The sequence below is a fragment of the Mesorhizobium sp. Root554 genome (genome assembly GCF_001427025.1).
Taxonomy (GTDB): domain Bacteria; phylum Pseudomonadota; class Alphaproteobacteria; order Rhizobiales; family Rhizobiaceae; genus Mesorhizobium.
In genome coordinates, this window is record NZ_LMGA01000001.1 from 1,136,942 (window position 1) to 1,162,032 (window position 25,091).

The following is a 25,091-nucleotide window of genomic DNA, read 5'->3' on the forward strand; positions in this document are numbered from 1 at the left end:
TACATGGGGGAGGCGGCACATGGCCGTCTCCCTCATTCATATGGAACAGGGAGACACCATGAGCGGCTACATCCTCGCGATCGACCAGGGCACCACATCCTCACGCGCCATCGTCTTCGACGGCCAGATGAAGCCGGCAGGCTCCGGTCAAAAGGAGTTCACCCAGCACTATCCGGCTTCGGGATGGGTGGAGCACGATCCGGAGGAAATCTGGTCGAGCGTCGTCGCAACGGTGAAGGCCGCGCTCAAATCGGCAAAGCGCAGCGCCTCGGATATCGCCGCCATCGGCATCACCAACCAGCGTGAAACGGTGGTGATCTGGGACAAGGCCACCGGCACGCCCATCCACAATGCCATCGTCTGGCAGGACCGCCGCACGGCCTCGCTCTGCGCCAGGCTGAAGAAGCAGGGGCTGGAGCCGAAGTTCAGCAAGAAGACCGGCCTGCTGCTCGACCCGTATTTTTCCGGCACCAAGATCGCCTGGCTCCTGGACAAGGTCAAGGGCGCCCGCAAGCGCGCCGAGAAGGGCGAACTGCTTGCCGGGACGATCGACACATTCCTCATCTGGCGGCTGACCGGCGGCAAGGTTCACGCCACCGATGCCACCAACGCCTCGCGAACGCTGGTGTACAACATCGCGACCAATGCCTGGGACGAGGAACTGCTCAAGATTCTTCGCATTCCCGCATCGCTGCTGCCGGAAGTCAAAGATTGCGCCGATGATTTTGGAATCACGGAGAAAAACCTGTTCGGCGCCGAGATAAAAATACTCGGGGTCGCCGGCGATCAGCAGGCGGCCACCATAGGCCAGGCCTGCTTCAAGCCGGGAATGATGAAATCGACCTACGGCACTGGCTGCTTCGCCATCCTCAACACGGGCGCCGACATCGTGCGTTCGAAAAACCGCCTGCTGACGACCATTGCCTATCGGCTGGGCGGCAAGACCACCTATGCGCTCGAAGGATCGATCTTCATCGCCGGCGCGGCCGTACAATGGCTCCGCGACGGAGCCAGGATGATCGACAAGGCGGCGAAAAGCGGCGAGCTCGCCGCGCAGGCCGATCCGACGCAGAATGTCTATCTGGTGCCGGCCTTTGTCGGCCTCGGCGCGCCGCATTGGGATGCGGAGGCGCGGGGCGCGATCTTCGGCCTGACGCGCAATTCCGGCCCGGCCGAATTCGCGCGCGCGGCGCTGGAATCGGTCGCCTACCAGACCCGCGATCTGCTCGACGCGATGCGCAAGGACTGGAAGTCCGGAGCCGCCAGGACCGTTCTGCGGGTCGATGGCGGCATGGTCGCTTCGGACTGGACGATGCAGCGCCTTGCCGATGTGCTGGACGCGCCCGTCGACAGGCCGACAATTCTCGAGACCACCGCGTTGGGTGCGGCCTGGCTCGCGGGCTCGCAGGCCGGTGTCTGGCCGAAAATGGCGGAGTTCGCCAGGGCGTGGTCGCTCGACCGGCGCTTCGAGCCGGACATGGACAAGGCGACGCGCTCGGCCAAGCTGAAGGGTTGGCATGACGCGGTGCGCCGCACCCTCAGCGCATGAAAGAACCCGCGCGGTCAAGCGCGGGTTCTTTCCAGATCGGGATTGCTCGACAGTGCGCTGTCAGTAGGGCGAATAGCACTGCTGACGCGGACCGTTATACGGCTGGAACGTGTTGTCGGATGCCCGGTACGACCGGTAGCGGTCATAGCACCACTGCACATGCGCGCTGCCGCCGCGATAGGCCGGGGGCCGGTCGTTGGCGATCGCGCCGGAGATTATGGCGCCCGTGGCAAAGGCGGCAAGCGGGAACCACAAGTCCCCGTGGCGACGGTAGCCCGGGCGGTGGTAGCGGTATCCGCGATGGCCGCGCCAGTAGTGACCGTCGCCGCGTCGGATGACGTCACGTCTTATGACGGTGCCGTTGCCGCGGCGAATGATATGACGGCGAAGGAGCCGCCGTTCCTGCACCTGCTGGACATCGGATGACGCCGCGGGCGCATTGACTGTCGGCATGACAGGCGCGGCATTGACCGGCACCGCTGCTGCGAAGGCGAACGAAACAGACAGTGTCGTCGCCAGTAGCGTAGACATGAACTTTGTCATGGAGATTCTCCTCGGAAGGGGTTGATGGAAGTCCCTTTGCGCTAGAAACGGCCAGGACGGGAATTTGTTCCGCTTATACGGCCGATGCCCGCGGTCGAGACAGGCCGCTAAATGCTGGAAGATACCGATTGCGGGCGCGCCCGCCCATAAGCGCAATACACAGGACTTTATGGGTTTTTCCGGTTGACCGGCCCCCGCACTCTCCCTATGTTCCGGCGCAATTTTCGGGGGCTGTTTTCCCGAACGCAGCGCCGCCAGATGCGTACTGGCATCGATGCAACGATGTTGAGGCGCGGGAAGATTTCCCTTCGTGGCAAACATCAGGGATGGGCCGGTAGCTCAGCGGTAGAGCACGTGACTTTTAATCATGTGGTCGTGGGTTCGATCCCCACCCGGCTCACCATTTCCTGTTGATTGCGTCACCCGGCATTGAAGAGCAGGGATACCTGTCCGCCCGAATGGCGCTCCAGGCGTCCGGCAAGATCCAGTTCCAGAAGCACCATGAACACCTGCGCGGGATGCAGGCTGGTATGGACGATGATGTCGTCGATGGCGACCGGCGCAGGTCCCAGCGCCTCGACCACGCGGTCCCGTTCGGTGTCGCCTGGTGGCTGGATCGCGGAGAAATCCGGCGGTTCTTCCAGCGAAGCCCGGAACGAAGGTTGCGAGCCGGCCATGGGTTGGATGGCGCCGGTGATGTCGGCGGTTTCCGTCACCAGAATGGCGCCGTCCTTGAGCAGGCCGTTGGTGCCGCCGGCGCGCGGGTCCAGCGGCGAGCCCGGCACGGCAAAGACAAGCCGACCCATTTCGCCGGCCAGCCTGGCGCTGATGAGCGACCCTGACCGCTGCGCCGCCTCGACCACGACGAGGCCCATGGCCATGCCGGCGACCAGCCGGTTGCGGCGGGGGAAANNACAATGGCGCCGCCACGGCGGGCGATTTCCGTGCAAAGCTCGATGTTCTCGGGCGGGTAGGGCTGATCGACCCCACCAGCCAAAATCCCGATGGTGCCGGTGTCCAGGCTGCCCTGATGCACGGCCGTGTCGATGCCGCGCGCAAGACCCGAGACCACCGCATAGCCGTCGCGGCCGAGTTCCGCGGCAAGCATCCGCGCCATCTTCATGCCGGTGAGCGAAGCGTTGCGGGAGCCAACGATGGAGATGGCCGGCATCCGCAGCACCGCGCCGTCGCCTTTGATGGCCAGCACCGGCGGCGGATTGTCGATTTCCTTCAGCGGCGTCGGATAGTCCGGTTCGCCGATGCAGACGAATCGTGCTCCGGCTTTCCGGGCCAGTTCCAATTCCGCTTCGATCTCGCTGACGGCCGGAATGCGCGGCAGCCGGCTGGCGCCGCCGGAGATCATCAGTTCCGGCAGGATTTCCAGCGCAGCCTCGGCCGAGCCGAAACGGTTGATGAGATCGCGAAAGCTGGCCGGGCCGACATTGGCGGTGCGGATCAGGCGCAGCCAGTTGAGCCGTTGCCGGTCGCTGAGCAGCGGCGAGGCGCTGGCAACCATCAGCCCTTGGCCCCGATCCGGCCTTCGGTGCCGGCCGTCAGCCGCGCTATGTTGGTCTTGTGCTTGTAGAAGATCAGCACGCTCATGACGGCGAAATAGGCGGCGTATTCATGCCAGCCGAACAAATAGAGCGCGACCGGCACCACGACACAGGCCGTGAGCGCGGCAAGCGAGGAATAGCGGGACACAAGCGCTACGGCGATCCAGACCGCCATGAAGCCCAGCGCGACCGGCCAGACAAGCCCGATCAGCACGCCGAGATAGGTGGCGACGCCCTTGCCGCCCTTGAAGCCGAGCCAGACCGGGAAAAGGTGGCCCAGAAACGCGCCGAATCCGGCGAGCGCACCCGTCTCCGCGCCGTAGCGCAGGGCGATCAGCGCCGGCACGGTTCCCTTGAGAGCGTCGAGGATGAGGGTGGCCGCGGCCAATCCCTTGTTGCCCGTGCGCAGCACGTTGGTGGCGCCGATATTGCCGGAGCCGATCTGGCGCACGTCGCCCAGGCCGGCAAAGCGCGTCAGCAGCAGGCCGAATGGGATCGACCCGCAGAGATAGCCGAAAACCAGGGCTAGAACCGGAAAGAGCGACATTATCCCCCCAAGGCGCTGCCGGTCTTGGAAGCCGGCTAGACCGAAAATACAGTGTGGCCGGCGACCATCGTTTGCAAGACCCGGCCTTGCAGCCGCGCTCCCTCGAAACAGGTGTTCTTCGAACGCGAGCGGATGGCACTTTCGCTGACAATCCACGGCTCGTCCAGATCGACCAGAACGATATCGGCCGGCGATCCGGGTTTGAGCGTGCCGCCTTCCAGCCCATACAGCCGGGCAGGGGCGGTGGACAGGGTTTCGACCAGCCGCAAAAGGGGCGCGTCGCCATTGTGATAGAGCCGCAGCGCCACGCCCAGCAGCGTCTCAAGTGCGATCGCGCCGGCCTCGGCATCGGCAAAGGGCAGGCGCTTGGTATCGACGTCCTGCGGGTCGTGCGAGGAAACGATGACGTCGAGCGTACCGTCCTTCAGCGCCTCGATCATGGCAAGCCTGTCTTCCTCGGCGCGCAGCGGCGGCATCAGCCGGAAAAAGGTCCGGTATTCGCCGACATCGTTCTCGTTCAGCGCCAGATTGTGGATGGCGACGCCCGCCGTGACCCTGGCGCCATCGGCCTTGGCGCGCCGGATCGCTTCAATGGAAAGAGCGGTCGATATCTTGGCGGCGTGGTAGGCGCCGCCGGTCAGCCGCGCCAGCATCAGGTCGCGTTCCAGCGGGATGGCCTCGGCCTCGCGCGGAATGCCGGCAAGGCCGAGCCAGCTTGCGTAAAGCCCTTCGTTCATCACGCCCGACGAGGCAAGGTCGGCATCCTGCGTCTCATGCGCGATGACGGCGCCGAAGTCGCGCGCATAGGTCAGCGCCCGGCGCATCACCAGCGAACTTGCGATGGTGTGCCGCCCATCGGTAAAGCCGACGGCGCCCGCCTCGCGCAGCAGGCCGAACTCTGTCATTTCGCGGCCTGCCAACTGCTTGGTAATGGCCGCTGCCGGAAACACATTGACGATTGCCGTGTCCTTCGCGGTCCGCAGCACGAACTCGACCAGCGCGACATTGTCGATCGCGGGATCTGTATCAGGCATCATGACGATGGAGGTGACGCCGCCCGCCGCGGCCGCGACGCTTGCCGACGCGATGGTCTCGCGATGCTCGCCACCTGGTTCGCCGATGAAGACGCGGCTGTCGACCAGACCGGGCAGGAGCGCCTTGCCGGCGCAATCGACGACCGTGGCGCTCTCGGGCGTGCCCTGGTTGAATGCGGAGGCACCAGACGCGAGGATTTTGCCGCCATCGACGATGACGGTGCCGGTTTCATCGAGGCCGCGCGAAGGATCGACGATGCGGGCGCGGTGGAAGACGGTGGCTGTCATCAGCTGCGCTCCCCCGTACCGCGCCCTGAGTCGAGCAGGGCTTCCATCACGGCCATGCGCACCGCGACTCCCATCTCAACCTGTTCCTGGATGACGCTTTGCGGGCCGTCGGCGATCTCGGAGGCGATCTCCACGCCGCGGTTCATCGGGCCGGGATGCATCACCAGCGCGTCCGGCTTGGCGTATTTGAGCTTTTCCGCGTCGAGTCCGAAATAGCGGAAATATTCGCGCACCGAAGGCACGAAGGCGCCGGCCATGCGCTCGCGCTGCAGGCGCAGCATCATCACCACGTCGGCGTCCTTCAACCCTTCCGCCATCGAGCGATGGACGATGACGCCCATCTGCTCGATGCCGGTCGGCAGCAGCGTCGAGGGCGCGACGACCCGCACTTGCGCGCCGAGCGCATTGAGCAGGAGGATGTTGGAGCGCGCGACGCGCGAATGCAGGATGTCGCCGCAGATCGCCACGATCAGTTTCGACAGCGGCCCCTTGGCGCGCCGGATGGTCAGCGCATCGAGCAGCGCCTGCGTCGGATGCTCATGCGTGCCGTCGCCGGCATTGACCACCGCGCATCCGACCTTCTGCGCCAGAAGCGCCGCAGCGCCGGCCGACTGGTGGCGGATGACGAGGATGTCAGGGTGCATGGCATTCAGCGTCATCGCCGTGTCGATGAGCGTTTCGCCTTTTTTCACCGAGGAACTGGCGACCGACATGTTCATGACGTCGGCGCCCAGCCGCTTGCCGGCCAGTTCGAACGACGACTGCGTGCGCGTCGACGCCTCATAGAAGAGATTGATCTGCGTGCGGCCGCGCAGGCTCGATGTCTTCTTCTCGACCTGCCGGGAATTGGCGACCGCGCGGTCGGCCCGTTCCAGCAGAAGTTCGATGTCGGATGGGGAAAGATCGCGGATGCCGAGCAGATGTCGGTGGCGGTAGATTGGCAGAGACGCGGTGTCGGTCATGTCAAAGCGCTGCTATAGGGCCGAGAAGCAGGACCCGCAAGCGCTGCCTCTGGATAGGCGGGCTTTCCACCGGTATTTTCGTCGCACCGCCCTCATGCCTCCGCTATAACCCGGCGGGCACTGCGGATTCGCAGTCGGAATGCGACCCGGAAATGCGACAAGGAATGGTGTGTGACTGAAGAGGTGATCAATCAGCCGCCGCCGCTCACGGGCGGCAACGCCTGGCGAGGCGATCCTCTGCTGATCCAGCTGGCCGAGCGGTTTTCCGACCCGGTCCGCAAGGAGCTCGACGGGCTCGGCCGTTTTGTGCTGACCCAGGAAGCGCAGGACCTCGCGCGCCTGGCCAATGTCGAGACGCCGAAGCTGCGCACGCATGACCGGCAGGGCAAGCGCATTGATCTCGTCGAGTTCCATCCCGCCTATCACGCGCTGCTGCGCCGGTCTGTGGCGATCGGGCTGCATTCCTCGGTCTGGGAAAATGGCGACACCGAGATCGGACGCCGTCATCAGGTGCGGGCCGCGCGCTTCTACCTGACAGCGGAGCTCGAGACCGGTCATCTTTGCCCCATCACCATGACCAGCGCCTCGCTGGCGGCGCTGATGGGCAATCCGAAGCTGTTCCGCGAATGGGCGCCGCGCGTGACGACGCGCAAATACGACCAGAGTCAGAAGCCGCCGGTCGAAAAGACCGGCCTGACGCTCGGCATGGGGATGACGGAAAAGCAGGGCGGCACCGACGTACGGGCCAATCTCACCAAGGCCGAGCGCGCCGGTTCGAGCGGCTTCTACCGCCTGACCGGCCACAAATGGTTCATGTCGGCCCCGATGTCCGATGCCTTCCTTGTTCTGGGGCAGGCGCCGGAAGGCCTTTCCTGCTTCCTCGTGCCGCGGATCCTCGGCGACGGCACCGGCAATGGCTTCCGCTTCCAGCGGCTCAAGGACAAGCTGGGCAACCGCTCCAATGCCTCGTCAGAGGTCGAGTTCGAGAACGCCATCGCCGAGATGGTTGGCGAGCCCGGCGAAGGCATCAAGACCATCATGGACATGGTGACGCTGACGCGGCTCGACTGCGCCATTGCCTCCTCGGCCATCATGCGCGCCGGGCTGGCCGAAGCCGTCAACCACGCCCGCCATCGCCAGGTCTTCGGCACTCCGCTCATCGACCAACCGATCATGCAGCGCGTTCTTGCCGACATGGCGCTGGATGTCGCGGCGGCTACGGCGCTGTCATTCAGGCTGGCGCGCTCCTTCGACGAGGCCGCCAGCGACCGTGGCGAGGCGGCCTTTGCGCGCGCCATGACGCCGGTGGTGAAATACTGGGTGTGCAAGCTCGCGCCGGCGCTGCTCTACGAGGCTATGGAATGCCTGGGCGGCAACGGCTATGTCGAGGAGGGGCCGCTGGCGCGTTACTATCGCGAGGCGCCGGTCAACGCCATCTGGGAAGGCTCCGGCAACGTCATGGCGCTGGACGTGCTGCGCGTGCTCGGCCGCGCCCCCGCTCTTTTCGAAGATGTGCTTTCGGGCATCGACCGCGACCTCGGCGCAAACGGAAGAGGAACCATCAGCGTGCTGCGCGCCGCCATGCAGGTGGCGTCGACCGACGAAGGCTCGGCCCGCATCCTGACTGAACAGCTCGCGCTTTCCGCCGCTGCCGCCGAATTGCGCCGTCTCGGCGCCGGCCGCATTGCCGACGCCTTTGTCGAGACGCGCCTCGCCGGCCAATGGCGAACGACCTACGGCATGATCGATTCGCGCCATGACGCGCGCATGATCATCGACACGCTCTATCCGCCGACGAACTGAGCCGCGATGGCAAGCATCGCCGGAATGGTGGCGAAGGACAGCAAGGTCTGCAGCGTCGTCACGGTCGCGTAGAGTTCCGCGTCGCCGCCCATCTGCCTGGCCAGGACGTATCCATTTAGCGCGGTCGGCACCGCGCCACACAGGACGAGAAACAGCAGCGCCTCGCCAGTGACTCCGAAGGCCAGGGCGACCGCCAGCAGCAATGCTGGAAAAACGATCAGCTTGACCACCACCGGTATCAGGATCGCCAGCCGCGGCTCGACCAGGCTGCCCAGCCGCAAGCCCGCGCCGATGCCGACAAGCCCAAGCCCGAGCGCTGCCTGACCGATCAGATCGAGGGATTTCTCGACCGGCGCGTAGAGCGGAAAGGGCAGGGCGCGCCAGAGCACACCGCCCGCGGCGGCAATGACCATCGGATTGGTCAGGATGCGCCGGATGATCGTCGCCCAGTCGGCGCTTCTGTTGGCAAAGCGGGTGACGACGAAGACCGTCATCAGGTTGATCGGCAGGATGATGACCGCCATCATCAGCGCGATGACAGCCATGCCGGCCGGCGGAAAGAGTTTTTGCGCGATCGCCAGCGCCATGAACGCGTTCCAGCGAACGGATGTCTGGAAAACGGACGAAAACTCTTCCCGCCGCACCAGACCGGTCCGGCGCAGCAATGGCCACAGGCCGAGCACCAGGGCAAACACCAGCGGCAGGGTCACGGCCAGCGCCAGCATCATCGCGTCGAGCTCCAGGCCGCGGAAATCCGCATTGACGATGGTGACGAAGATCAGCGCCGGGTAGAACAGCCAGTAGCCAAGCTGGTTTATGCCTTCCCAACCTTCGGCGTCGATCAATTTGACGCGGCACAGTATGTGTCCGCTGAGGATCAGCAGGAAAATCGGCAGGAGACTTTCGAACGTCGCTTGCATGGGCCACCCCGTATCGCGGGCGAGCCATACCAGCCGGGGTGGGGATGTAAATGGACCAGCCTGTCACCGGTCTTGGCCTTGTGGATGGCCGTTAACCTTAACAAATGGTTTCCATTGCGGGCGACATGCGCAAAGCCCACTGTCGTTGGATACTATCGGCAGGGACCTTATGCGCCAGATATTGTCATCATTTCTGTGCCTCCATTGGGCAGTCGCCTTCGCCATACCGGCGTTTGCCTGCATCGGCGGACTGCACGGCATTGAGGCGGCGCTCGGATTGATCGGCATTCCGGCCACCGGCGAACAGATTGGCGCAGCCGGGGCCGGGCTGGCGATTCCAGTCGCTGTAGCGCTGTTGCTGGTTGCAGTCTTGTTCTGCTGGGCCAGCGTCGAGTTGTTCATCGGAGATTCGGACCGGCCTCAAGGCACCGAATCTGTGGTGAAAGCGGCATTTACCGCGGCTGGCTTGATGCTCTCCGCGACACTTGTCGCCGGTACGACAGCGGACATGGATGGCGTCTTCGTCGCTGTTACGATCCAGATGGCGGCGCTTGCGGCCTGCTACGTGACGTGCGTGGGTGAACGGCTTGGAAATGCCAGGCTTGCCGGAGCCGCCCGGTCGAATGACAGCCGCGAAGCCGCCCGCGCCATGGCGATGGGCGCGGCGCGGGTCTATACGCGTCCCCGGCTTGCCGTCCTCCCATCGAACCACGAGGGCAGGTGATGCGCTACGTGCTTATCCTGTGGGCCGCGCCGCTGGCGCTTTTCTGGGGTTGGTTCTTCCTGTCGCTCAACGACATGAATTTCGGCTACGTGATGCTGAGCCGGCAGTTGCACGATCTTGTGTTCGAGCTCTACGGCGAAATCCTGGGAATCGACCCCGCCGCCATTCCGGGCATGGTCGCCAAAGCCTGCGTGCTGGACTCGTGCCTGCTTTTCGCGATCCTGGCGTTCCGCAGGCGCAAAGCCATCGCATCATGGTATTCGGGCTTCAAAGCCCGTCATCTCGAGCCGCGTTACGAAGTGTCTGGAGACGGTCCAAAACTCCCTGCAGAATGAACGCGGCGGCGGCCGAATCGATCTTGCCGGCGCGCTTGCGGCGCGAAAAATCCATCTCGATCAAGGTGCGCTCCGCGGCAACCGTGGAAAGCCGTTCATCCCACAAAACAAAGGGCAGGGCGGTCAGCGATGCCATGTTGCGCACGAACGCGCGCGACTTCTGCGCCCTTGGCCCTTCCGAGCCATCCATGTTGATCGGCAGGCCAAGCACGACCGCGCCGACATTGTCCCTGGTGAGCTGGGCCAGCAATACGTCGGCATCGAGCGAAAACTTCCTGCGCATGATGACCGGCCGGGGATGGGAGAAGGACAGCCCGCTGTCCGATACGGCGATGCCGATCGTCTTGTCGCCGAGGTCCAGCCCCGCGAGCGTCCTGCCGTTCCGCAGGTAGAGCGGCAGTTCCTCGACGGCGACAATGCCCACGTGCTTTCCTTTGACTTGAACCGATGCCGTTCTATCCTCTGGGGAACGAAAAATCGAGGAGACTGTGGATGAAGCTTACCTGGTACGGGCATTCGGCCTTTCGCATCGAAACCGGTGACCTGAAAATCCTTATAGACCCGTATCTTATCGGAAATCCCTCGTGGGAAGGCGGGTGGGAAGGCCCTGCTGAAGGCGTCACGCATGTTTTGCTGACGCATGGCCATAGCGATCATATCAGCGGCGCGGCGGAGGTTTTGAAAAAGACCGGCGCCATGCTGGTCGCGAATTTCGAAATATGCATGTTCCTGGTCGGCCAGGGCGTCAGCGACAAAAAGATCAATCCCGGCAATATCGGCGGCACCGTCGATTGCGACGGTTTCACCACGACTTTTGTGCAGGCTCTGCACTCTTCGTCGGTGCCGGGCGAGGGCGGACAAAATACCTACATGGGCAATCCCGGGGGCCTTGTGCTGCATTTTCCCGAGGACAAGACGCTCTATCACATGGGCGACACCGACATCTTCTCCGACATGGCGCTGATCAACGAACTGCATGAGCCGAAGATCGGTCTGGTGCCCGTTGGCGACCGTTTCACCATGGGCGGCGCGGTGGCGGCGCTTGCGTGCCGGCGCTTTTTCAACTTCGAGGCCGTCGTGCCCTGCCACTATGCGACGTTTTCGTTGCTCGACCAGACGCCCGACAGGTTCGTCGACGGGCTGGATGGCTCCGGCATCCGGGTCTTTGTCCCCGGGGTTGGCGAGAGCGTAGATGTTTAACAGCCAAAAAAAGGGAGCAGGAATATGCGTTTGGGGGATTTTCTTCTCGCTGGCATGATCATTGCCAGTCCGTCTTCGGCTCTCGCCGCCGACGATTTCATCAAGGGCGTTTATCTCCAGACCGAGGAGCTTTGCGCGCAAGCCAAGAAGGAGGGGGTCGAAGCCGTCGCGGAAGCCGGCAACATCGTGCTCTCGGAACGCGGACTCGAAAGCGTCGAATACAATTGCGAGTTCGTTCAGGTGACGAAGGCGCAAAGGTCGCCGGCCTGGGCGGTTACAGCCATCTGCCAGGAGCCGGGCCACTTGTCTCCCGATGTGTTGTCGGTAACGCAGATGTCTCCGACGCAGATCGAACTGGTCTCCGTCACGCCAGCTTCCGCCGAAGGGGAGGTCGGTGGCAATGGCGGCAGTTATGTCCTTTGCGAAGGGCTGTCCATGCCGTGACGAAACGGCTGGCGCAACATTGATACGCCCGGACGACGCATGTTGCGTGGCAAGCGCTGCGCGGCTATAGCGCGGGCAAGGTTTCCCGAGGCAATAGAGAATGTCAGTCGATCTCCAGACCGTTAAGCGCGTCGCTCGCCTAGCCCGCATCGCGGTGAGCGAAGATGATGCCGAGCGCATGACCGGCGAACTCAATGCGATCCTGGGCTTCGTCGAGCAGCTCAACGAGGTCGACGTCTCCGGCGTCGAGCCGATGACCTCGGTGACGCCGATGGAGATGAAGAAGCGGCAGGACGTCGTCACCGACGGCAGCAAGGCCGCCGACGTCGTCGCCAACGCGCCGGCCACGGAAGAGAACTTCTTTCTCGTGCCGAAGGTTGTGGAGTGAGCGTCATGGCGATCGAGATCGCCGTCGAAAGCCCCTTGCAGGACGATGTGAGGACGCTGGTCTCGGAGCTGAACGAGGCGCTGATGGCGCTGACGCCGCGCGAATTCTGCCATCATCTGACCGTCGAGCAGATGGCCGACGGGAGCACGACCGTCTTTGTCGCACGCGAGGATGGGCAAGCTGTCGGATGCGGCGCGCTGAAGCGGCACGGCGACGGCATCGGCGAGGTCAAGCGCATGTACACGCGCCCGTCGCATCGGGGCCGCAGGATCGGTTCGTTGATCGTCGAACAAATAGAAGCGTTGGCGAGGCGGGAAGAGCTCGGGCAACTCGTGCTCGAGACGGGCGACCGCCATCCCGCCGCCTGGACTGTATATGAGCGCGCCGGCTTTCGCCGTTGCGGTCCGATTCTGGATTACCCGGACACGCAGTGGTCGGTGTTTTACGAGAAGAAGCTAGCCTGATGACCGATTTGACCAGCCTGACCATTGCCGAAGCCCGCTCCAAGCTGAAAGGCAAGGAGATCAAGGCGGCCGAGATCACCGACGCCTATCTGGCCGCGATCGACCGCGCCAATCCGGCGCTCAATGCCTACGTCGCCGTCACCCACGACAAGGCGCGCGACATGGCAAAGGCGTCGGATGCCAGGCTGGCCAAAGGCGAAGCGGGAAACCTGGAAGGAATTCCTCTCGGCATCAAGGACCTGTTCGGCACCGAAGGCGTTCACACGCAGGCCTGCAGCCATGTGCTGGACGGCTTCAAGCCGCGCTACGAATCGACGGTCACCTCCAACCTGTGGGCGGACGGCGCCGTCATGCTCGGCAAGCTCAACATGGACGAGTTCGCCATGGGCTCGTCCAACGAAACCTCCTACTACGGCCCGGTGATAAACCCGTGGCGGCGCTCCCGCGTTGACACGACGGTGATGCCTGCGGCGCGCAAGGACGAGGGTGGATTTGTTTCTCCTGGCGGCGCCGCGGAGTCGCGCACACTCGACAATGCGCAGTTGGTTCCGGGCGGCTCATCCGGTGGCTCGGCGGCGGCTGTTTCGGCATTCCTGTGCGCCGGCGCGACCGCGACCGACACCGGCGGTTCCATCCGCCAGCCTGCCGCATTTACCGGCACGGTCGGCATCAAGCCGACCTATGGCCGCTGCTCGCGCTGGGGCGTCGTCGCCTTTGCCTCCTCGCTCGACCAGGCCGGGCCGATCGCCCGTGACGTGCGCGACGCGGCGATCCTGCTGAAGTCGATGGCCTCCGTCGATGCGAAGGACACCACCTCGGTCGACCTTCCGGTGCCGGACTATGAGGCGGCGCTCGGCCGGCCGGTTCGCGGCATGAAGGTCGGCATTCCGAAGGAATACCGCATCGACGGCATGCCGCAGGAGATCGAGGCGCTGTGGCAGAAGGGCATTGTCTTGCTGAAGGATGCCGGCGCCGAGATCGTCGAAATCTCGCTGCCGCATACGAAATACGCCTTGCCGGCCTATTACATCGTCGCGCCGGCGGAGGCATCCTCGAACCTGGCCCGTTACGACGGCGTCCGCTACGGCCTGCGCGTGCCGGGCAAAGACATCATCGACATGTACGAAAAGACCCGCGCCGCCGGTTTCGGCGACGAGGTGAAGCGCCGCATCATGATCGGCACCTACGTGCTGTCGGCCGGCTACTACGATGCCTACTATCTGCAGGCGCAGAAAGTGCGCACGCTGATCAAGAAGGATTTCGAGGACGTGTTCGCCGCGGGCGTCGATGTCATCCTGACGCCGGCGACGCCGTCGGCCGCCTTCGGCATCGCCGACGAGGACATGAACGCCGATCCGGTGAAGATGTACCTCAACGACATCTTCACCGTGACGGTGAACATGGCCGGCCTGCCGGGCATCGCCGTCCCCGCCGGCCTCGACGCCAACGGCCTGCCGCTAGGCCTCCAGCTGATCGGGCGGCCGTTCGACGAGGAAACACTCTTTCAGACCGCTTATGTCATTGAACAGGCGGCGGGCCGGTTCCAGCCGGAGAAATGGTGGTAGTGCGTCCTTCGAGGCTCGCTTTGCTCGCACCTCAGGATGAGGGCGGCTGGTACTTCGATACGCGTTCAAACACTGGCACTGGAAAGAAGGCGATGAAGAACACTTCTGGGGCTGAAGAAAGTCTGGATGTCGCTCTCTGAGCGACTGATCATATTTCTCCGGAAGACTGGTCGAAATTACGCCAGCCTCCCTCATCCTGAGGTGCGAGCGGAGCGAGCCTCGAAGGACGCACCAACAAGATGTTCTTCTACCTTTCGAAAATCATCTGGTTTTTCATCCAGCCGATAAATTTGGTCATCTTCCTGCTTTTCGCGGGATTGGCGGCCGCCTTGCTGGGCAGGATGCGATGGATGATCGCGGGCACGATGCTCGCTTGCGTCATTCTGGTCCTTTGCGTCTGGACCTCTCTCGGGTCGCTCCTGCTCGGCCCGCTGGAGGAGCGCTTTCCGCGTCCGGTTCCGCCGCAAAAGGTTGACGGGATCGTCATGCTCGGCGGCGGCTTCGAGGCCTCCATCAATCTGGCGCGCGGCAGGTACGATCTCAATCGGGCCGGCGACCGTATCGTCGAGACAGCAGTGCTTGCACGGCGCTATCCAGACGCAAAAATCGTCATCTCCGGTGGCGCCGAAGGCCTCCTGCTGACGGGCGAGGCCGACACCTATGCCGCCAGCCGTTTGCTGGCGGGTCTCGGCATCGCTCCTGAGCGCCTTGTGCTCGAGGGCAAGTCCCGCAACACCTATGAGAACGCTGTTTTCACCAGGGAAATGGTTGCCCCGAGACCCGGCGAGACATGGCTGCTCGTCACCTCGGCGTTTCACATGCCGCGTTCGAAGGCGCTGTTCGACAAGGCCGGCTTTCCGACCGTGCCATGGCCGGTGGACTACCGCACCTCGGGCCGCGAGGGTTTCGGCCTGCTGCAGGACAACGCGACGGACTCACTCGACAACGCGACGCTCGCCGTTCGCGAATGGATCGGGCTTTTGGCTTATTGGATGTCGGGCAAGATCGATTCGCCGTTTCCCGGCCCGGACGAATAGTCAAAACCGGGCAGGGGCGTTACGCCTTCGAAGCACTCCGGTAAATTCTCAGCCCTTCGCTTCGTCGACCATGGCGAACAAGTTGGTGCTGCGCGTACCGGTGCGGCAATAGGCGAAGATCGGCCCCGGAAGGCTTTCCATGGCATCGGCATGTTCAGCCACCTGATCCGGGGTGATCTGGCCGCTGATGACCGGAATGAAGCGGAATTCCAGTCCTGCCTTTTCCGCCTCGGCCTGAACGGCATCGTGCGAGGGCTGGCCGGGCTGCTCGTCGTCCGGGCGGTTGCAGATGATGCTCTTGAAGCCCGCGGCCTTGATCGCCGCGACGTCGCCCGGCTGGATCTGCGGCGAAACCACATAGTCCTCGGTGATCTGACGGTATTCCATGGCTCGCCTCGCAATGCTTTTCTGTTGCCGATGTTGTGCCACCGCAAAAGCAACGCTGCAACCTGCCATCGCTCCGGGGGCGTGGCTGCCGCGATCGCAGCGGCCACATCACTCAAATATGAGCGGGCGCCGGCCCGATCAACTGCCCTTAATGGCGCCTTTGATCTGGGCGATGTTGTTGCGCATCATGTCGATGTAGGTGCCGGCCGGCCCACCGGGCTGTGACAGCGCGTCGGAATAGAGCGTGCCGCCCACCTTGATGCCGGTCTCGCTGGCGATCTGTTCGATCAGGCGCGGGTTGGTGATGTTCTCCACGAAAATCGCCGCTGCCTTGTCCGCCCGAATTTGTTCGACCAGCCTGGCGACGTCGGCTGCCGACGGCTCGGCATCGGTCGAGACGCCTTGCGGCGCCAGGAAGGTCAGGCCGTATTCATGTTCGAAATAACCAAAGGCGTCGTGCGAAGTAATGACCACGCGCTTTTCGAGCGGAATGGCGTCGATAGATGCGTGGATTTCGCCATCGAGAGCGTCGAGCTTCTGGATATAGGCCGACGCATTCGCCTTGTAACCGTCGCAACCGGCGGCGTCCGCCTTGCAGAACGCGTCGGCGATGTTGCCGACATAGATCTTCGCATTGGCCACCGACTGGAACGCATGTGGATCGACGGGACCGTGGTCGTGACCTTCATGCGAAGCTTGGTCGTGGTCGTGATGTTCGGCCTTGGCGTTGCCTTCCTCTTCCTCAGCGAACTCCGGCTTGAACTCGATCGCCTTCACGCCCTTGGTCAGTTCGACGATCGAGGCTTTTGTCGCGCTTGCTTCCACCAGACGCTGCAGGAAACCTTCGAAATGCAGGCCATTGACCAGCACGACCCCGGCCGAGGCCATCGCCACGGCATCGGCCGGGCTGGGCTCGTACACATGGGCGTCGCCATCCGGCCCGACGATCGTCGTGACGGCGACGCGGTCGCCTCCGACATTGCGGGCGAAGTCGCCGATGATGGAAAAACTCGCCACCACCTTCAGCGGTTCGGCCAGCGCCGGCTGAGCGGCGAGCGATGTTAATGTTATAACAGTCACCAGCAAGGCGTGACGAAGGGGCTTCAGCATCCAGATTCTCCTTGGTTGAGTTCAGGCCGTCCTGTGACGGTGGTGGGCGACGCGTGCGCCAAGCAGGCCGCGGGTTCCGAAAAGGATCGACGCAACATAGACCGCGCCCGCCGACAATATGATCGCAGGCCCGGAGGGCAGCGACGCGTGATAGGAAATGAGCAAGCCGGCAGCGCATGAGGCAAAGCCGATGCAGACGGCCAGCACGCACATCGGTTCGACCCGCACGGTCCAGAAGCGCGCGGCGGCGGCGGGCAGGATCATCAGCCCGACGGACAACAGCGTGCCGAGCGCCTGGAAGCCGGCAACGAGATTGAGCACGACCAGCCCCAGAAAGATGAAGTGGATCGGGCTGCCGATGCGGCTGACGGAACGCAGGAAAAGCGGGTCGAGGCATTCGGCGACAAGACCGCGCCAGAACACGCCAAGGGTCGCCAGCGTGACGACCACCACGCCGGCGATCAGGGCCAGCGCTTCGCCGTTAAGCGCCAGCACGGTTCCAAACAGCACATGCATGAGGTCGACGCTCGATCCGCGGATCGACACCATCAGCACGCCGATCGCCAGCGATATCAGGTAGAACGCCGCCATCGAGGCATCCTCGCGCTGGATGGTGAAACGCGACACCGCGCCGGCGCCCAGCGCCACGATGACGCCGGCAATGATGCCGCCGATGGTCATCGGCATGATTTCCAGCCCGAAGAGGAGAAAGCCGGCGGCGGCCCCGGGCAGGATCGCATGGGCCATCGCATCGCCGGACAGGCTCATGCGCCGCAGCATCAGGAAGACGCCGACCGGGCAGGCGCCGAGCGCCAGCATCAGCGAACCGAACAGGGCACGCTGCATGAAGGCGAAGTCGGCGAATGGCGCGATGAGAAAATCATAAACGGGCTGCATCAGGCCGCCCTCGGCCCGTGATCGTGCCCGTGGTGGGAATGATCGCCATGGCCATGTTCTCCGTGACCATCGGCGGCATGGTCGTCCGCCTCGCACCACGGCGCATCGTCTTCCCAGGCTTCGTGAAAACGCCGCGCCCGCAAAAGATTGTCCGCACGCAGCGTCTCGGCCGTGCCACCCCAGGCGACGGGTTGGCGCGCCAGCAGCAGCGTTTCCGGGAAATTCTGCCGAACCAGTTCGAGGTCGTGCGCCACGACCATCACCGTCCGTTCCTCGCCATGCCACCGCTTGATGAGCGCGATGAGATCGCCGACCGTCTTGGCGTCGACGGCGTTGAACGGTTCGTCGAGCAGGATCAGGTCAGCGTCCTGGACGAGCACGCGCGCAAACAAGGCCCGCTGCAATTGCCCGCCGGACAGCGTGTCGATCGGCCGCTTTTCGAAGCTCTCCAGTCCGACAGCCGCCAGCGCCTTGCCGACGGATTCGCGGTCCTCGGCAGTATGGCGTCCAAGCAGTCCGCGTCTCGGCCAGAGACCGAGCGAGACGAGATCGACGACGCGGGCCGGAAAGGAGCGGTCGAGTTCGGACTGCTGCGGCAGATAGGCGGTCCGAGCGCCCTCCATCTTGAGGATCGCGCCGGCCATCGGCTTCAAAACACCGACGATGCCCTTCATGAGCGTAGACTTGCCCGAACCATTGGCGCCGACCACCGCCGTCAGCGAACCCTTGCTGACGCTGCCGTTCAGGTGATGCACGGCCGGATGGCTGTTGTAGCCCAGCGTCAGGTCGCGGAACGTCAGGCAGGCTTGGGTCATCGATCGGTCCTGAGGATTGTCCGGCAGCGGTGAGGGCGTATGTGATGTTATTACATTTGTCAATCGTGCTGTTGTGCTCGCGCCCTCTTTTCAGGTCGGTATGGACGGCATTGCGGTGAACGGCGCGCGCATGATGCCTTGCCGCCACCATCCGCCACTTCTAAAGAGACGCAGTCACCAAGAAGGAGAGTTTCAAATGAGCATTCGTCGTATCGATGTCGGACCCCGCATGAGCCAGGCCGTCATCCATGGCAATACCGTCTATCTCGCCGGCCAGGTCGCCAAGGGCGATGGCGTCGGAGCCCAGACGAAAGCCGTGCTGGCGCAGATCGACGAGTTGCTTGCCAAGGCTGGCTCGGACAAGACCAAGATCCTGCAGGCCATCATCTGGCTCTCCGACATGGGCCAGTTCGCCGAGATGAACAAGGAATGGGATGTCTGGGCGCCGCAGGGCAATACGCCCGCCCGCGCCACCGGCGAGGCCAAGCTGGCCGCGCCGGAATATCTGGTCGAGATCATCGTCACGGCCGCTGTTTAGTTCATTCCGTCTCCCCGTTTACGGGGAGAAGGTGGCCCGAAGGGCCGGATGAGGGGCGGTGCGAGTCCGCCAAATCCTGGCGCCGCCCCTCATCTGCCTGCCGGCATCTTCTCCCCGTAAACGGGGAGAAGAAAGCTATCCCTGGTTGGGCGTAAACCGGGCGACCAGGCTGTGGCTCTGCGCCGGGTAAGCGAAGCGCACATGGGTGACCGGCCGTTCGGCGTTCCATGTCCGCCGCTCGATCACCAGGCAGGGCGATCCGGCCTGAATTTCCAGCGCAAGCGCCAGGTCGCCGTCTGCGGCGATGGCGCTGATGCGGTGTTCGGCTGCGCTCCAAGGGACGCGGTCGAGCAGCCACGGACCTGGTGCGGCCGCGGCGAAACTTTCCGCGGCGGCATCCGGTACGGCGCTCAGATTGATCAGCCGCCTCTCATGGCAGAATGGCCGCTTGCCGGCAAAGTGCCGGCATTGCAGCGCCACCAGCGGCGCGACCGCGTCGAGGCCGAGAAGGCCCCGGTCTTCCCCGGTAGCGCGGCGTCGGTCCGCCGACAGAAGCTCGTAGCGGTAGGGCAGGCCCAGCGCTTCGACTTCGGTGCGAATGTCGTGGATTTCCAGCACCGCAGGCTGCGCCTGGGGTTGGCGCACGAAGCTGCCGGAACGGCGGCGGCGCTCGATGAGGCCCGCCTTTGCCAGTTGCGACAGTGCCTTGTTCACCGTCATGCGGGAGCAATTGTACTGGATGCCGAGTTCATGTTCGAAAGGAATGCGGTGGCCCGGCGCCCATTCACCCGACAGGATGCGCTCGCTGATGTCGGACAGAATGCGCTGGTGCAGCGAAACGGCGGTTTCCGCCATGGTCTTGCCGATCCCGTCCATCGCTGCCGATTCTCGTTCAGTTGCCGCCAAGCTGCATCATGGCGGCGCGGAAGCGTCGCGCAATCGGCTCGCGGCGAATATGGCGGCCGTTGCTGACCAGTTTCCTGCCGCGAACCCAGGCGCAATCGACCGCCGCGCCGTTGGCGAATATCCAGGAATCGAGAATGGCGTCGCCCGATTTTCCGGCGAGGGAAGGGTGGCTGGCATCCAGGGCGATGAAATCGGCCGGCGCTCCGACTGCCAGAGTTGAAGCGGTCACGCCCAATGCCTGTGCTCCTCCCGCCAAGGCCGCGTCCAACAGCGCGCGTCCGTTCGACTGGCCTTGCGAGGCGAGGACGTTGCGCGTGCGGCTGGCAAGACGCTGCGCGTATTCGAGCTGACGCAATTCGTCGGCGACGCCGATGAGGACGTTCGAATCCGAGCCGATGCCGAAGCGGCCGCCCTGTTCCCGAAAGCCCTGGCCGTCGAAGATGCCGTCTCCGAGACTGGCCTCGGTGATCGGGCACAGGCCTGCGACCGCGCCGCTTCTGGCGAGCGTGGCGGTCTCGGACTCCGTCATGTGCGTCGCGTGGATGAGGCACCAGCGGGAATCGACACCGGCACTGTCCAGCAGCCACTGCACCGGGCGCGCGCCCGACCAGGCAATGCAATCCTCGACCTCCTTCACCTGTTCGGCGGCATGGATGTGGATCGGCCCCTTCGGAGATAGAGCCGCGACCTGCTTCAGTTCGTCCGGTGTGACGGCCCGCAGGCTGTGCGGCGCGACGCCTATGCTTGCGCCTTCGAGGCTTTTCACGACCGCCGCGGATTTATCAAAAAGGTGAGAGAAGCCATCGGTTGAATTGATGAAACGCCGCTGACCTTCGCTCGGGGTTGTCCCGCCAAACGTGAAGTGCGCGTAGAACGAGGGCAGGAGGGTCAGCCCGATGCCGGTCTCGCTGGCGGCGGCGGCTATGCGTTCGGCCATCTCGGCGATGTTGGCGTAGGGACCGCCATCGCGGTCATGGTGGAGATAATGGAACTCGCCGACCCGTGAAAAGCCGGCCTCCAGCATCTCGACATAGAGCTGCGCCGCGACTGCCTCGACATGGTCGGGGGTCATTGTCAGGGCAAAGCGATACATGGTCTCGCGCCATGTCCAGAAAGTGTCGGCGCCGGGGCCGCGCGTTTCGGCAAGTCCGGCCATCGCGCGCTGGAACGCATGGCTGTGAATGTTGGGCATGCCGGGTAGGACGATGGCGTGGCGCTCGTCATCGGGCAGGGGCGATGCGTCCGGCCGCAGGTTCGTGATGGTTCCCGCTTCGACACCGATCCGCACGCGCTGCCGCCAGCCGCCGGAAAGCAGTGCCTGGTCCGCAAAGATCGCCTTCACCTTGGCCTCCCGGTTTTTCCACCGACGGCGACAGCGCGCTGCAATGCCGCTTGTGCTTCGTTCTCATATGTATATACATAATAGCAGCAAAGGGAAGTGTCGGAATGGCAGCCGGACAGTCGAACTCAGGGGCAGGGGGCAAGGTCTGGCGCAATGCGCGGCTGGCCACCCTGTCAGCCTCTCTGCCGGGGCTCGGTCTTGTCGAGAACGGGGCGATCGTCGCCATAGATGGCCGCATCGTTTACGCCGGTCTTGAAACGGACATGCCCTCCGCGCCAGCGGGTGCGGAAACCATTGACTGCGAAGGCCGCTGGATCACGCCGGGGCTGATCGACTGCCACACCCATCTCGTCCATGCCGGAAATCGCGCCAACGAGTTCGAGATGCGGCTTGCCGGGGCGACTTATGAAGAGGTCGCGGAGGCGGGCGGCGGCATCGTTTCGTCGGTCCGGGCGCTGCGCGCCGCCAGCGAGAACGAACTTGTGGCGCAATCGCTGCCGCGCCTCGATGCGCTGATGGCCGAGGGCGTCACCACGGTCGAGATCAAGTCGGGCTACGGGCTGAATCACATGCATGAACGCATGTCGCTGCGTGCTGCCAGACGGCTGGGTGACCTGCGTCCGGTTAGAGTGGTGACCACATACCTCGCACTTCATGCATTTCCAGCCAACCTGCCGCCGATGCCCGGTACTGCGCCATATGCCGACAAAGACGCATACGTCGAAGCCATAGTCAGGGACAATATTCGCGCGATTGCTGTGGAGAAACTGGCCGACGCCGTCGACGGTTTCTGCGAAGGCATCGCCTTTTCGCCTGAGCAAATCGCGCGCCTGTTCGACAAGGCGAAAGAACTTGGTTTGCCGGTGAAGCTGCACGCGGACCAGCTGTCCAACCTGCATGGCGCCGCACTCGCCGCCCGCTATGGCGCGCTGTCGGCCGATCATCTCGAATACGCCGACGAGGACGGCGCTGCCGCGATGGCCAAGGCTGGGACCGTGGCGACCATGCTGCCCGGCGCATATTACTTCATCCGCGAGACGAAGAAGCCGCCGGTGCATCTGTTCCGCAAGCATGGCGTGCCGATGGCGGTCGCCACCGACTGCAATCCCGGCACCTCGCCGCTCACCTCGCTGCTCTTGACCATGAACATGGCCGCGACGCTGTTCGGCATGACCGTGGAAGAATGTCTTGCCGGCGTGACGCGTGAGGCCGCGCGGGCGCTGGGACTGGGAGCCGAGACCGGCACGCTGGAGGCCAGCAAGTGGGCGGACCTCGCCATCTGGGACGTCGAAGCGCCGGCCGAGCTCGTCTATCGCATGGGCTTCAACCCGCTCCATGCCCGCATCTGGAGGGGAATGTGACAGACATCATCCTCAATCCCGGCAATGCCACGCTGGCCCACTGGCGCGCCATCTATCGCGGCGCGGCGCCGAGGCTGGACGATGCCTGCCGGCCGCGGATCGAGGCAAGCGCGGAGGCCGTCGCCCGCATCGTCGCCAGGGGCGAGCCGGTCTATGGCATCAACACCGGCTTCGGCAAGCTGGCCAGCGTGCGCATTCCAGCAGCCGACCTCGAAACCCTCCAGCGCAACATCGTGCTCAGCCATGCCGCCGGCGTCGGCGAGCCGATGCCCGTGCCGGTGGCGCGGCTGATGATGGCGCTGAAGCTGGCGTCGCTGGCGCAAGGCGCTTCCGGCGTCCAGCCGCGCACGGTAGCGCTGTTGGAGGCGATGATGACCGCCGACGTCATTCCGGCTGTGCCGGCGCAAGGCTCCGTCGGCGCTTCGGGCGATCTTGCCCCGCTTGCGCACATGACCGCCGCCATGATCGGCGTCGGCGAGTGCTTCACCCCGCATGGCCGCGTGCCGGCGAAGGTCGCCTTCGTCTCGCATGGACTGGAGCCGCTGACACTTGGGGCCAAGGAGGGGCTGGCGCTTCTCAACGGCACGCAATTCTCCACCGCCTATGCGCTGGCAGCCCTGTTCGAGGCGGAAAATCTCTATCAGTCGGCGTTGATAACGGGCGCGCTGTCCACCGATGCGGCCAAGGGCTCGGACGCGCCGTTCGATCCACGCATCCATCTCCTTCGCAGGCATCGCGGCCAGATCGAGACCGCGGAGGCGCTGCGCAATCTGATGGCGGGCAGCGCCATCCGCGAATCACACAGGGTCGGGGACGAGCGGGTGCAGGATCCGTACTGCCTGCGCTGCCAGCCACAGGTAATGGGCGCGGCGCTCACCGTACTGCGCCAGGCCGCCGATACGCTGGAAACGGAAGCCAACGGCGTCACCGACAACCCGCTGATCTTCCCGGCCAGCGGCCTTGGGGACGATACGGCGCTGTCGGGCGGCAATTTCCATGCCGAGCCGGTGGCCTTTGCCGCAGACATGATCGCGCTCGCCGTTTGCGAAATCGGCTCGCTGTCGGAGCGCCGGATCGCCATGCTTGTCGATCCGGCACTGTCGGGCATGCCTGCTTTCCTGACGCCAAAGCCCGGTCTGAATTCCGGCTTCATGATCCCTCAGGTGACGGCGGCGGCCCTTGTCTCGGAAAACAAGCAGAAGGCCTACCCGGCCTCGGTCGATTCGATCCCGACCTCAGCCAATCAGGAAGATCATGTTTCCATGGCCGCCCATGGGGCGCGGCGGCTGATCGGCATGATCGAGAATGCCACGGCGGTCATCGGCATCGAGTTGTTGGCTGCCGCGCAGGGCTGCGACTTCCATGCGCCGCTGGCGTCCAGCGCGTCGCTTGAGGCCGTGCGCCAGTTGCTGCGCAGGAGCGTGCCGCATCTGGACGAAGACAGGCATTTCCATCCCGACATGGAAAAGGCGATCGGCATGGTCAGGGCAGGGGCGCTGGTGAAGGCCGCAGGTGCGGTGAAATTGCCGGCAATGGCTGAGGCGGCGTCATGAACGAGGCGCCCTTTCTCACCGTCACCCGCGGCGATGCGCCTTTGCTGGTGTCGATCCCGCATACCGGCATCGATCTGGCCGGGCTGGAAAGCCGTTTCGCCTCGGAATGGACCGCGCGGTGCGACACCGACTGGTGGATCGAGAAGCTCTATGATTTCGCTGCCGGGCAGGGCGCGACTGTCGTGCGCACCGCGATTTCGCGCAGTGTGATCGACGTGAATCGCGACCCTTCCGGCGCTTCGCTCTATCCCGGCCAGACGACCACCGGTCTCTGCCCGACCGAGACCTTCGAAGGCCTGCCGCTGTATCGCCCGGGCGGCGAACCGGACCCGGCCGAGATCGACCGGCGCAGGGTCGCCTATTTCGCGCCCTACCACGAGGCCCTGCAGGCCGAGATCGACCGGCTGCGCGGTTTCCATGGCAAGATCGTGCTCTACGATTGTCATTCCATCCGTTCGGTGCTGCCGCGCCTGTTCGATGGCACGCTGCCGCTGTTCAATCTCGGCACCAACGACGGCAAGGCCGCCGATCCGGTGCTGCAGGAACGGGTAACGGCGATCATGGCCCGGACGGGAGAAAGCTTCGTGGTCAACGGCCGTTTCAAGGGCGGCTGGATCACCCGCAATTATGGCCGGCCCGAAAACGGCGTGCACGCCCTTCAGATGGAGCTGTCCTGCCGCGGCTACATGCGCGAACCGGCAGGGCCAAGCACGCCGGACAACTGGCCCGCTGCCTTTGACGCCGGCTTCGCCGCGCCGATCCGGGCGACGCTGACCGGGATACTGGAAACCGCGGCGGCCTGGGCGCGGGACTGACAATCGGA

The 25,091-nt window shown here is 64.3% G+C and carries 27 protein-coding genes, 1 tRNA gene and 1 pseudogene; 15 read left to right on the forward strand and 14 right to left on the reverse strand.

Annotated features, from left to right (window positions below; genetic code table 11):
• The first annotated feature begins 58 nt into the window (after positions 1–58).
• Positions 59–1,549: a glycerol kinase GlpK gene (gene glpK / locus ASD44_RS05540; protein WP_056115509.1), complete on the forward strand. Its 1,491-nt coding sequence runs from the start codon at positions 59–61 to the stop codon at positions 1,547–1,549.
• 60 nt (positions 1,550–1,609) lie between these two features.
• On the opposite strand, the gene ASD44_RS05545 is transcribed toward glpK, so the two are convergent.
• A complete protein-coding gene (locus ASD44_RS05545) occupies positions 1,610–2,092 on the reverse strand; it encodes a BA14K family protein (protein WP_056109643.1) in 483 nt (160 codons plus the stop codon).
• Between the two features lie 328 nt (positions 2,093–2,420).
• Between ASD44_RS05545 and ASD44_RS05550 the strand changes: the two genes are divergently transcribed.
• Positions 2,421–2,495: transfer RNA gene (locus ASD44_RS05550), tRNA-Lys, on the forward strand.
• A 16-nt stretch (positions 2,496–2,511) separates the two neighbouring features.
• On the opposite strand, the gene ASD44_RS18705 is transcribed toward ASD44_RS05550, so the two are convergent.
• The 5 genes and pseudogenes from ASD44_RS18705 to ASD44_RS05570 form a co-directional block, all read right to left on the reverse strand.
• A partial coding sequence (locus ASD44_RS18705) for a DNA-processing protein DprA (protein WP_244480482.1) occupies positions 2,512–3,004 on the reverse strand: 493 nt, incomplete at its 5' end.
• Between the two features lie 2 nt (positions 3,005–3,006).
• A pseudogene (locus tag ASD44_RS18710) lies at positions 3,007–3,608 on the reverse strand (DNA-processing protein DprA); the annotation flags it as partial.
• Entirely contained in the window at positions 3,608–4,195 is a 588-nt protein-coding gene (gene plsY, locus ASD44_RS05560; protein ID WP_056109645.1) for a glycerol-3-phosphate 1-O-acyltransferase PlsY, read from the reverse strand. The pseudogene ASD44_RS18710 and the gene plsY, both read right to left, overlap by 1 nt.
• A gap of 35 nt (positions 4,196–4,230) precedes the next feature.
• On the reverse strand, positions 4,231–5,517 hold the full coding sequence (locus tag ASD44_RS05565) for a dihydroorotase (RefSeq protein WP_056109647.1): 1,287 nt from the start codon (positions 5,515–5,517) through the stop codon (positions 4,231–4,233).
• On the reverse strand, positions 5,517–6,479 hold the full coding sequence (locus tag ASD44_RS05570) for an aspartate carbamoyltransferase catalytic subunit (protein ID WP_056109649.1): 963 nt from the start codon (positions 6,477–6,479) through the stop codon (positions 5,517–5,519). Before ASD44_RS05570 ends, ASD44_RS05565 begins: the two co-directional genes overlap by 1 nt.
• A gap of 171 nt (positions 6,480–6,650) precedes the next feature.
• Here ASD44_RS05570 and ASD44_RS05575 point away from each other — a divergent pair, with 171 nt between their 5' ends.
• Positions 6,651–8,282: a DNA alkylation response protein gene (locus ASD44_RS05575; RefSeq protein WP_056109651.1), complete on the forward strand. Its 1,632-nt coding sequence runs from the start codon at positions 6,651–6,653 to the stop codon at positions 8,280–8,282.
• Here ASD44_RS05575 and ASD44_RS05580 read toward each other — a convergent pair.
• Complete coding sequence (locus tag ASD44_RS05580; RefSeq protein ID WP_056109652.1) at positions 8,264–9,202, reverse strand: AEC family transporter; 939 nt, start codon at positions 9,200–9,202, stop codon at positions 8,264–8,266. The two genes, ASD44_RS05575 and ASD44_RS05580, sit on opposite strands and share 19 nt — an antisense overlap.
• Positions 9,203–9,371: 169 nt before the next feature.
• Between ASD44_RS05580 and ASD44_RS05585 the strand changes: the two genes are divergently transcribed.
• Both ASD44_RS05585 and ASD44_RS05590 read left to right on the forward strand, forming a co-directional pair.
• Positions 9,372–9,926 carry a hypothetical protein gene (locus tag ASD44_RS05585; RefSeq protein ID WP_056109654.1) on the forward strand — a complete coding sequence of 185 codons (555 nt, stop codon included), beginning with the start codon at positions 9,372–9,374 and terminating at the stop codon, positions 9,924–9,926.
• Positions 9,926–10,261 (forward strand): DUF6105 family protein, encoded by a 336-nt coding sequence (locus tag ASD44_RS05590; protein ID WP_056109656.1) that lies wholly within the window; start codon positions 9,926–9,928, stop codon positions 10,259–10,261. The genes ASD44_RS05585 and ASD44_RS05590 overlap by 1 nt, the downstream gene beginning before the upstream one ends.
• Here ASD44_RS05590 and ruvX read toward each other — a convergent pair.
• On the reverse strand, positions 10,194–10,685 hold the full coding sequence (gene ruvX / locus ASD44_RS05595; RefSeq protein ID WP_056109658.1) for a Holliday junction resolvase RuvX: 492 nt from the start codon (positions 10,683–10,685) through the stop codon (positions 10,194–10,196). The genes ASD44_RS05590 and ruvX overlap by 68 nt on opposite strands.
• A 68-nt stretch (positions 10,686–10,753) precedes the next feature.
• Between ruvX and ASD44_RS05600 the strand changes: the two genes are divergently transcribed.
• From ASD44_RS05600 to ASD44_RS05625, 6 genes are all read left to right on the forward strand, one after another.
• Positions 10,754–11,461, forward strand: coding sequence for a metal-dependent hydrolase (locus ASD44_RS05600; RefSeq protein WP_056109660.1), 708 nt, complete (start codon positions 10,754–10,756; stop codon positions 11,459–11,461).
• A 24-nt stretch (positions 11,462–11,485) separates the two neighbouring features.
• On the forward strand, positions 11,486–11,905 hold the full coding sequence (locus ASD44_RS05605; protein WP_244478725.1) for a hypothetical protein: 420 nt from the start codon (positions 11,486–11,488) through the stop codon (positions 11,903–11,905).
• Between the two features lie 100 nt (positions 11,906–12,005).
• Complete coding sequence (gene gatC / locus ASD44_RS05610; protein ID WP_056109663.1) at positions 12,006–12,293, forward strand: Asp-tRNA(Asn)/Glu-tRNA(Gln) amidotransferase subunit GatC; 288 nt, start codon at positions 12,006–12,008, stop codon at positions 12,291–12,293.
• Between the two features lie 5 nt (positions 12,294–12,298).
• Positions 12,299–12,757 (forward strand): GNAT family N-acetyltransferase, encoded by a 459-nt coding sequence (locus tag ASD44_RS05615; protein ID WP_056109665.1) that lies wholly within the window; start codon positions 12,299–12,301, stop codon positions 12,755–12,757.
• Positions 12,757–14,322 (forward strand): amidase family protein, encoded by a 1,566-nt coding sequence (locus ASD44_RS05620; RefSeq protein WP_056109667.1) that lies wholly within the window; start codon positions 12,757–12,759, stop codon positions 14,320–14,322. Before ASD44_RS05615 ends, ASD44_RS05620 begins: the two co-directional genes overlap by 1 nt.
• A 239-nt stretch (positions 14,323–14,561) precedes the next feature.
• Positions 14,562–15,359 carry a YdcF family protein gene (locus tag ASD44_RS05625; protein ID WP_056109669.1) on the forward strand — a complete coding sequence of 266 codons (798 nt, stop codon included), beginning with the start codon at positions 14,562–14,564 and terminating at the stop codon, positions 15,357–15,359.
• A 48-nt stretch (positions 15,360–15,407) separates the two neighbouring features.
• On the opposite strand, the gene ASD44_RS05630 is transcribed toward ASD44_RS05625, so the two are convergent.
• The 4 genes from ASD44_RS05630 to aztA form a co-directional block, all read right to left on the reverse strand.
• Entirely contained in the window at positions 15,408–15,746 is a 339-nt protein-coding gene (locus ASD44_RS05630) for a TIGR01244 family sulfur transferase (RefSeq protein ID WP_056109671.1), read from the reverse strand.
• A gap of 138 nt (positions 15,747–15,884) precedes the next feature.
• A complete protein-coding gene (gene aztC, locus ASD44_RS05635) occupies positions 15,885–16,856 on the reverse strand; it encodes a zinc ABC transporter substrate-binding protein AztC (protein WP_056109673.1) in 972 nt (323 codons plus the stop codon).
• 21 nt (positions 16,857–16,877) lie between these two features.
• Positions 16,878–17,753 (reverse strand): zinc ABC transporter permease AztB, encoded by an 876-nt coding sequence (aztB, locus tag ASD44_RS05640; RefSeq protein WP_056109675.1) that lies wholly within the window; start codon positions 17,751–17,753, stop codon positions 16,878–16,880.
• The gene (gene aztA, locus ASD44_RS05645) at positions 17,753–18,568 is read right to left on the reverse strand and encodes a zinc ABC transporter ATP-binding protein AztA (RefSeq protein WP_056109677.1); all 816 of its coding nucleotides are present in this window, start codon (positions 18,566–18,568) and stop codon (positions 17,753–17,755) included. Before aztA ends, aztB begins: the two co-directional genes overlap by 1 nt.
• A gap of 196 nt (positions 18,569–18,764) precedes the next feature.
• Here aztA and ASD44_RS05650 point away from each other — a divergent pair, with 196 nt between their 5' ends.
• Positions 18,765–19,106, forward strand: coding sequence for a RidA family protein (locus ASD44_RS05650; protein WP_056109679.1), 342 nt, complete (start codon positions 18,765–18,767; stop codon positions 19,104–19,106).
• A 135-nt stretch (positions 19,107–19,241) separates the two neighbouring features.
• On the opposite strand, the gene hutC is transcribed toward ASD44_RS05650, so the two are convergent.
• Together hutC and ASD44_RS05660 are read right to left on the reverse strand one after the other, a co-directional pair.
• The gene (hutC, locus tag ASD44_RS05655; RefSeq protein WP_056109682.1) at positions 19,242–19,982 is read right to left on the reverse strand and encodes a histidine utilization repressor; all 741 of its coding nucleotides are present in this window, start codon (positions 19,980–19,982) and stop codon (positions 19,242–19,244) included.
• Between the two features lie 16 nt (positions 19,983–19,998).
• A complete protein-coding gene (locus ASD44_RS05660) occupies positions 19,999–21,354 on the reverse strand; it encodes a formimidoylglutamate deiminase (protein ID WP_056109684.1) in 1,356 nt (451 codons plus the stop codon).
• A gap of 104 nt (positions 21,355–21,458) precedes the next feature.
• On the opposite strand from ASD44_RS05660, the gene hutI reads away from it, so the two are divergent.
• From hutI to hutG, 3 genes are read left to right on the forward strand one after another with little or no spacing between them, the layout of a single operon-like run.
• Positions 21,459–22,715, forward strand: a complete 1,257-nt coding sequence (hutI, locus tag ASD44_RS05665; protein ID WP_056109686.1) for an imidazolonepropionase — start codon at positions 21,459–21,461, stop codon at positions 22,713–22,715.
• Positions 22,712–24,268 carry a histidine ammonia-lyase gene (hutH, locus tag ASD44_RS05670; protein ID WP_056109687.1) on the forward strand — a complete coding sequence of 519 codons (1,557 nt, stop codon included), beginning with the start codon at positions 22,712–22,714 and terminating at the stop codon, positions 24,266–24,268. The genes hutI and hutH overlap by 4 nt, the downstream gene beginning before the upstream one ends.
• Positions 24,265–25,083 carry an N-formylglutamate deformylase gene (hutG, locus tag ASD44_RS05675; RefSeq protein WP_056109689.1) on the forward strand — a complete coding sequence of 273 codons (819 nt, stop codon included), beginning with the start codon at positions 24,265–24,267 and terminating at the stop codon, positions 25,081–25,083. The genes hutH and hutG overlap by 4 nt, the downstream gene beginning before the upstream one ends.
• The last annotated feature ends 8 nt before the right edge of the window (positions 25,084–25,091 follow it).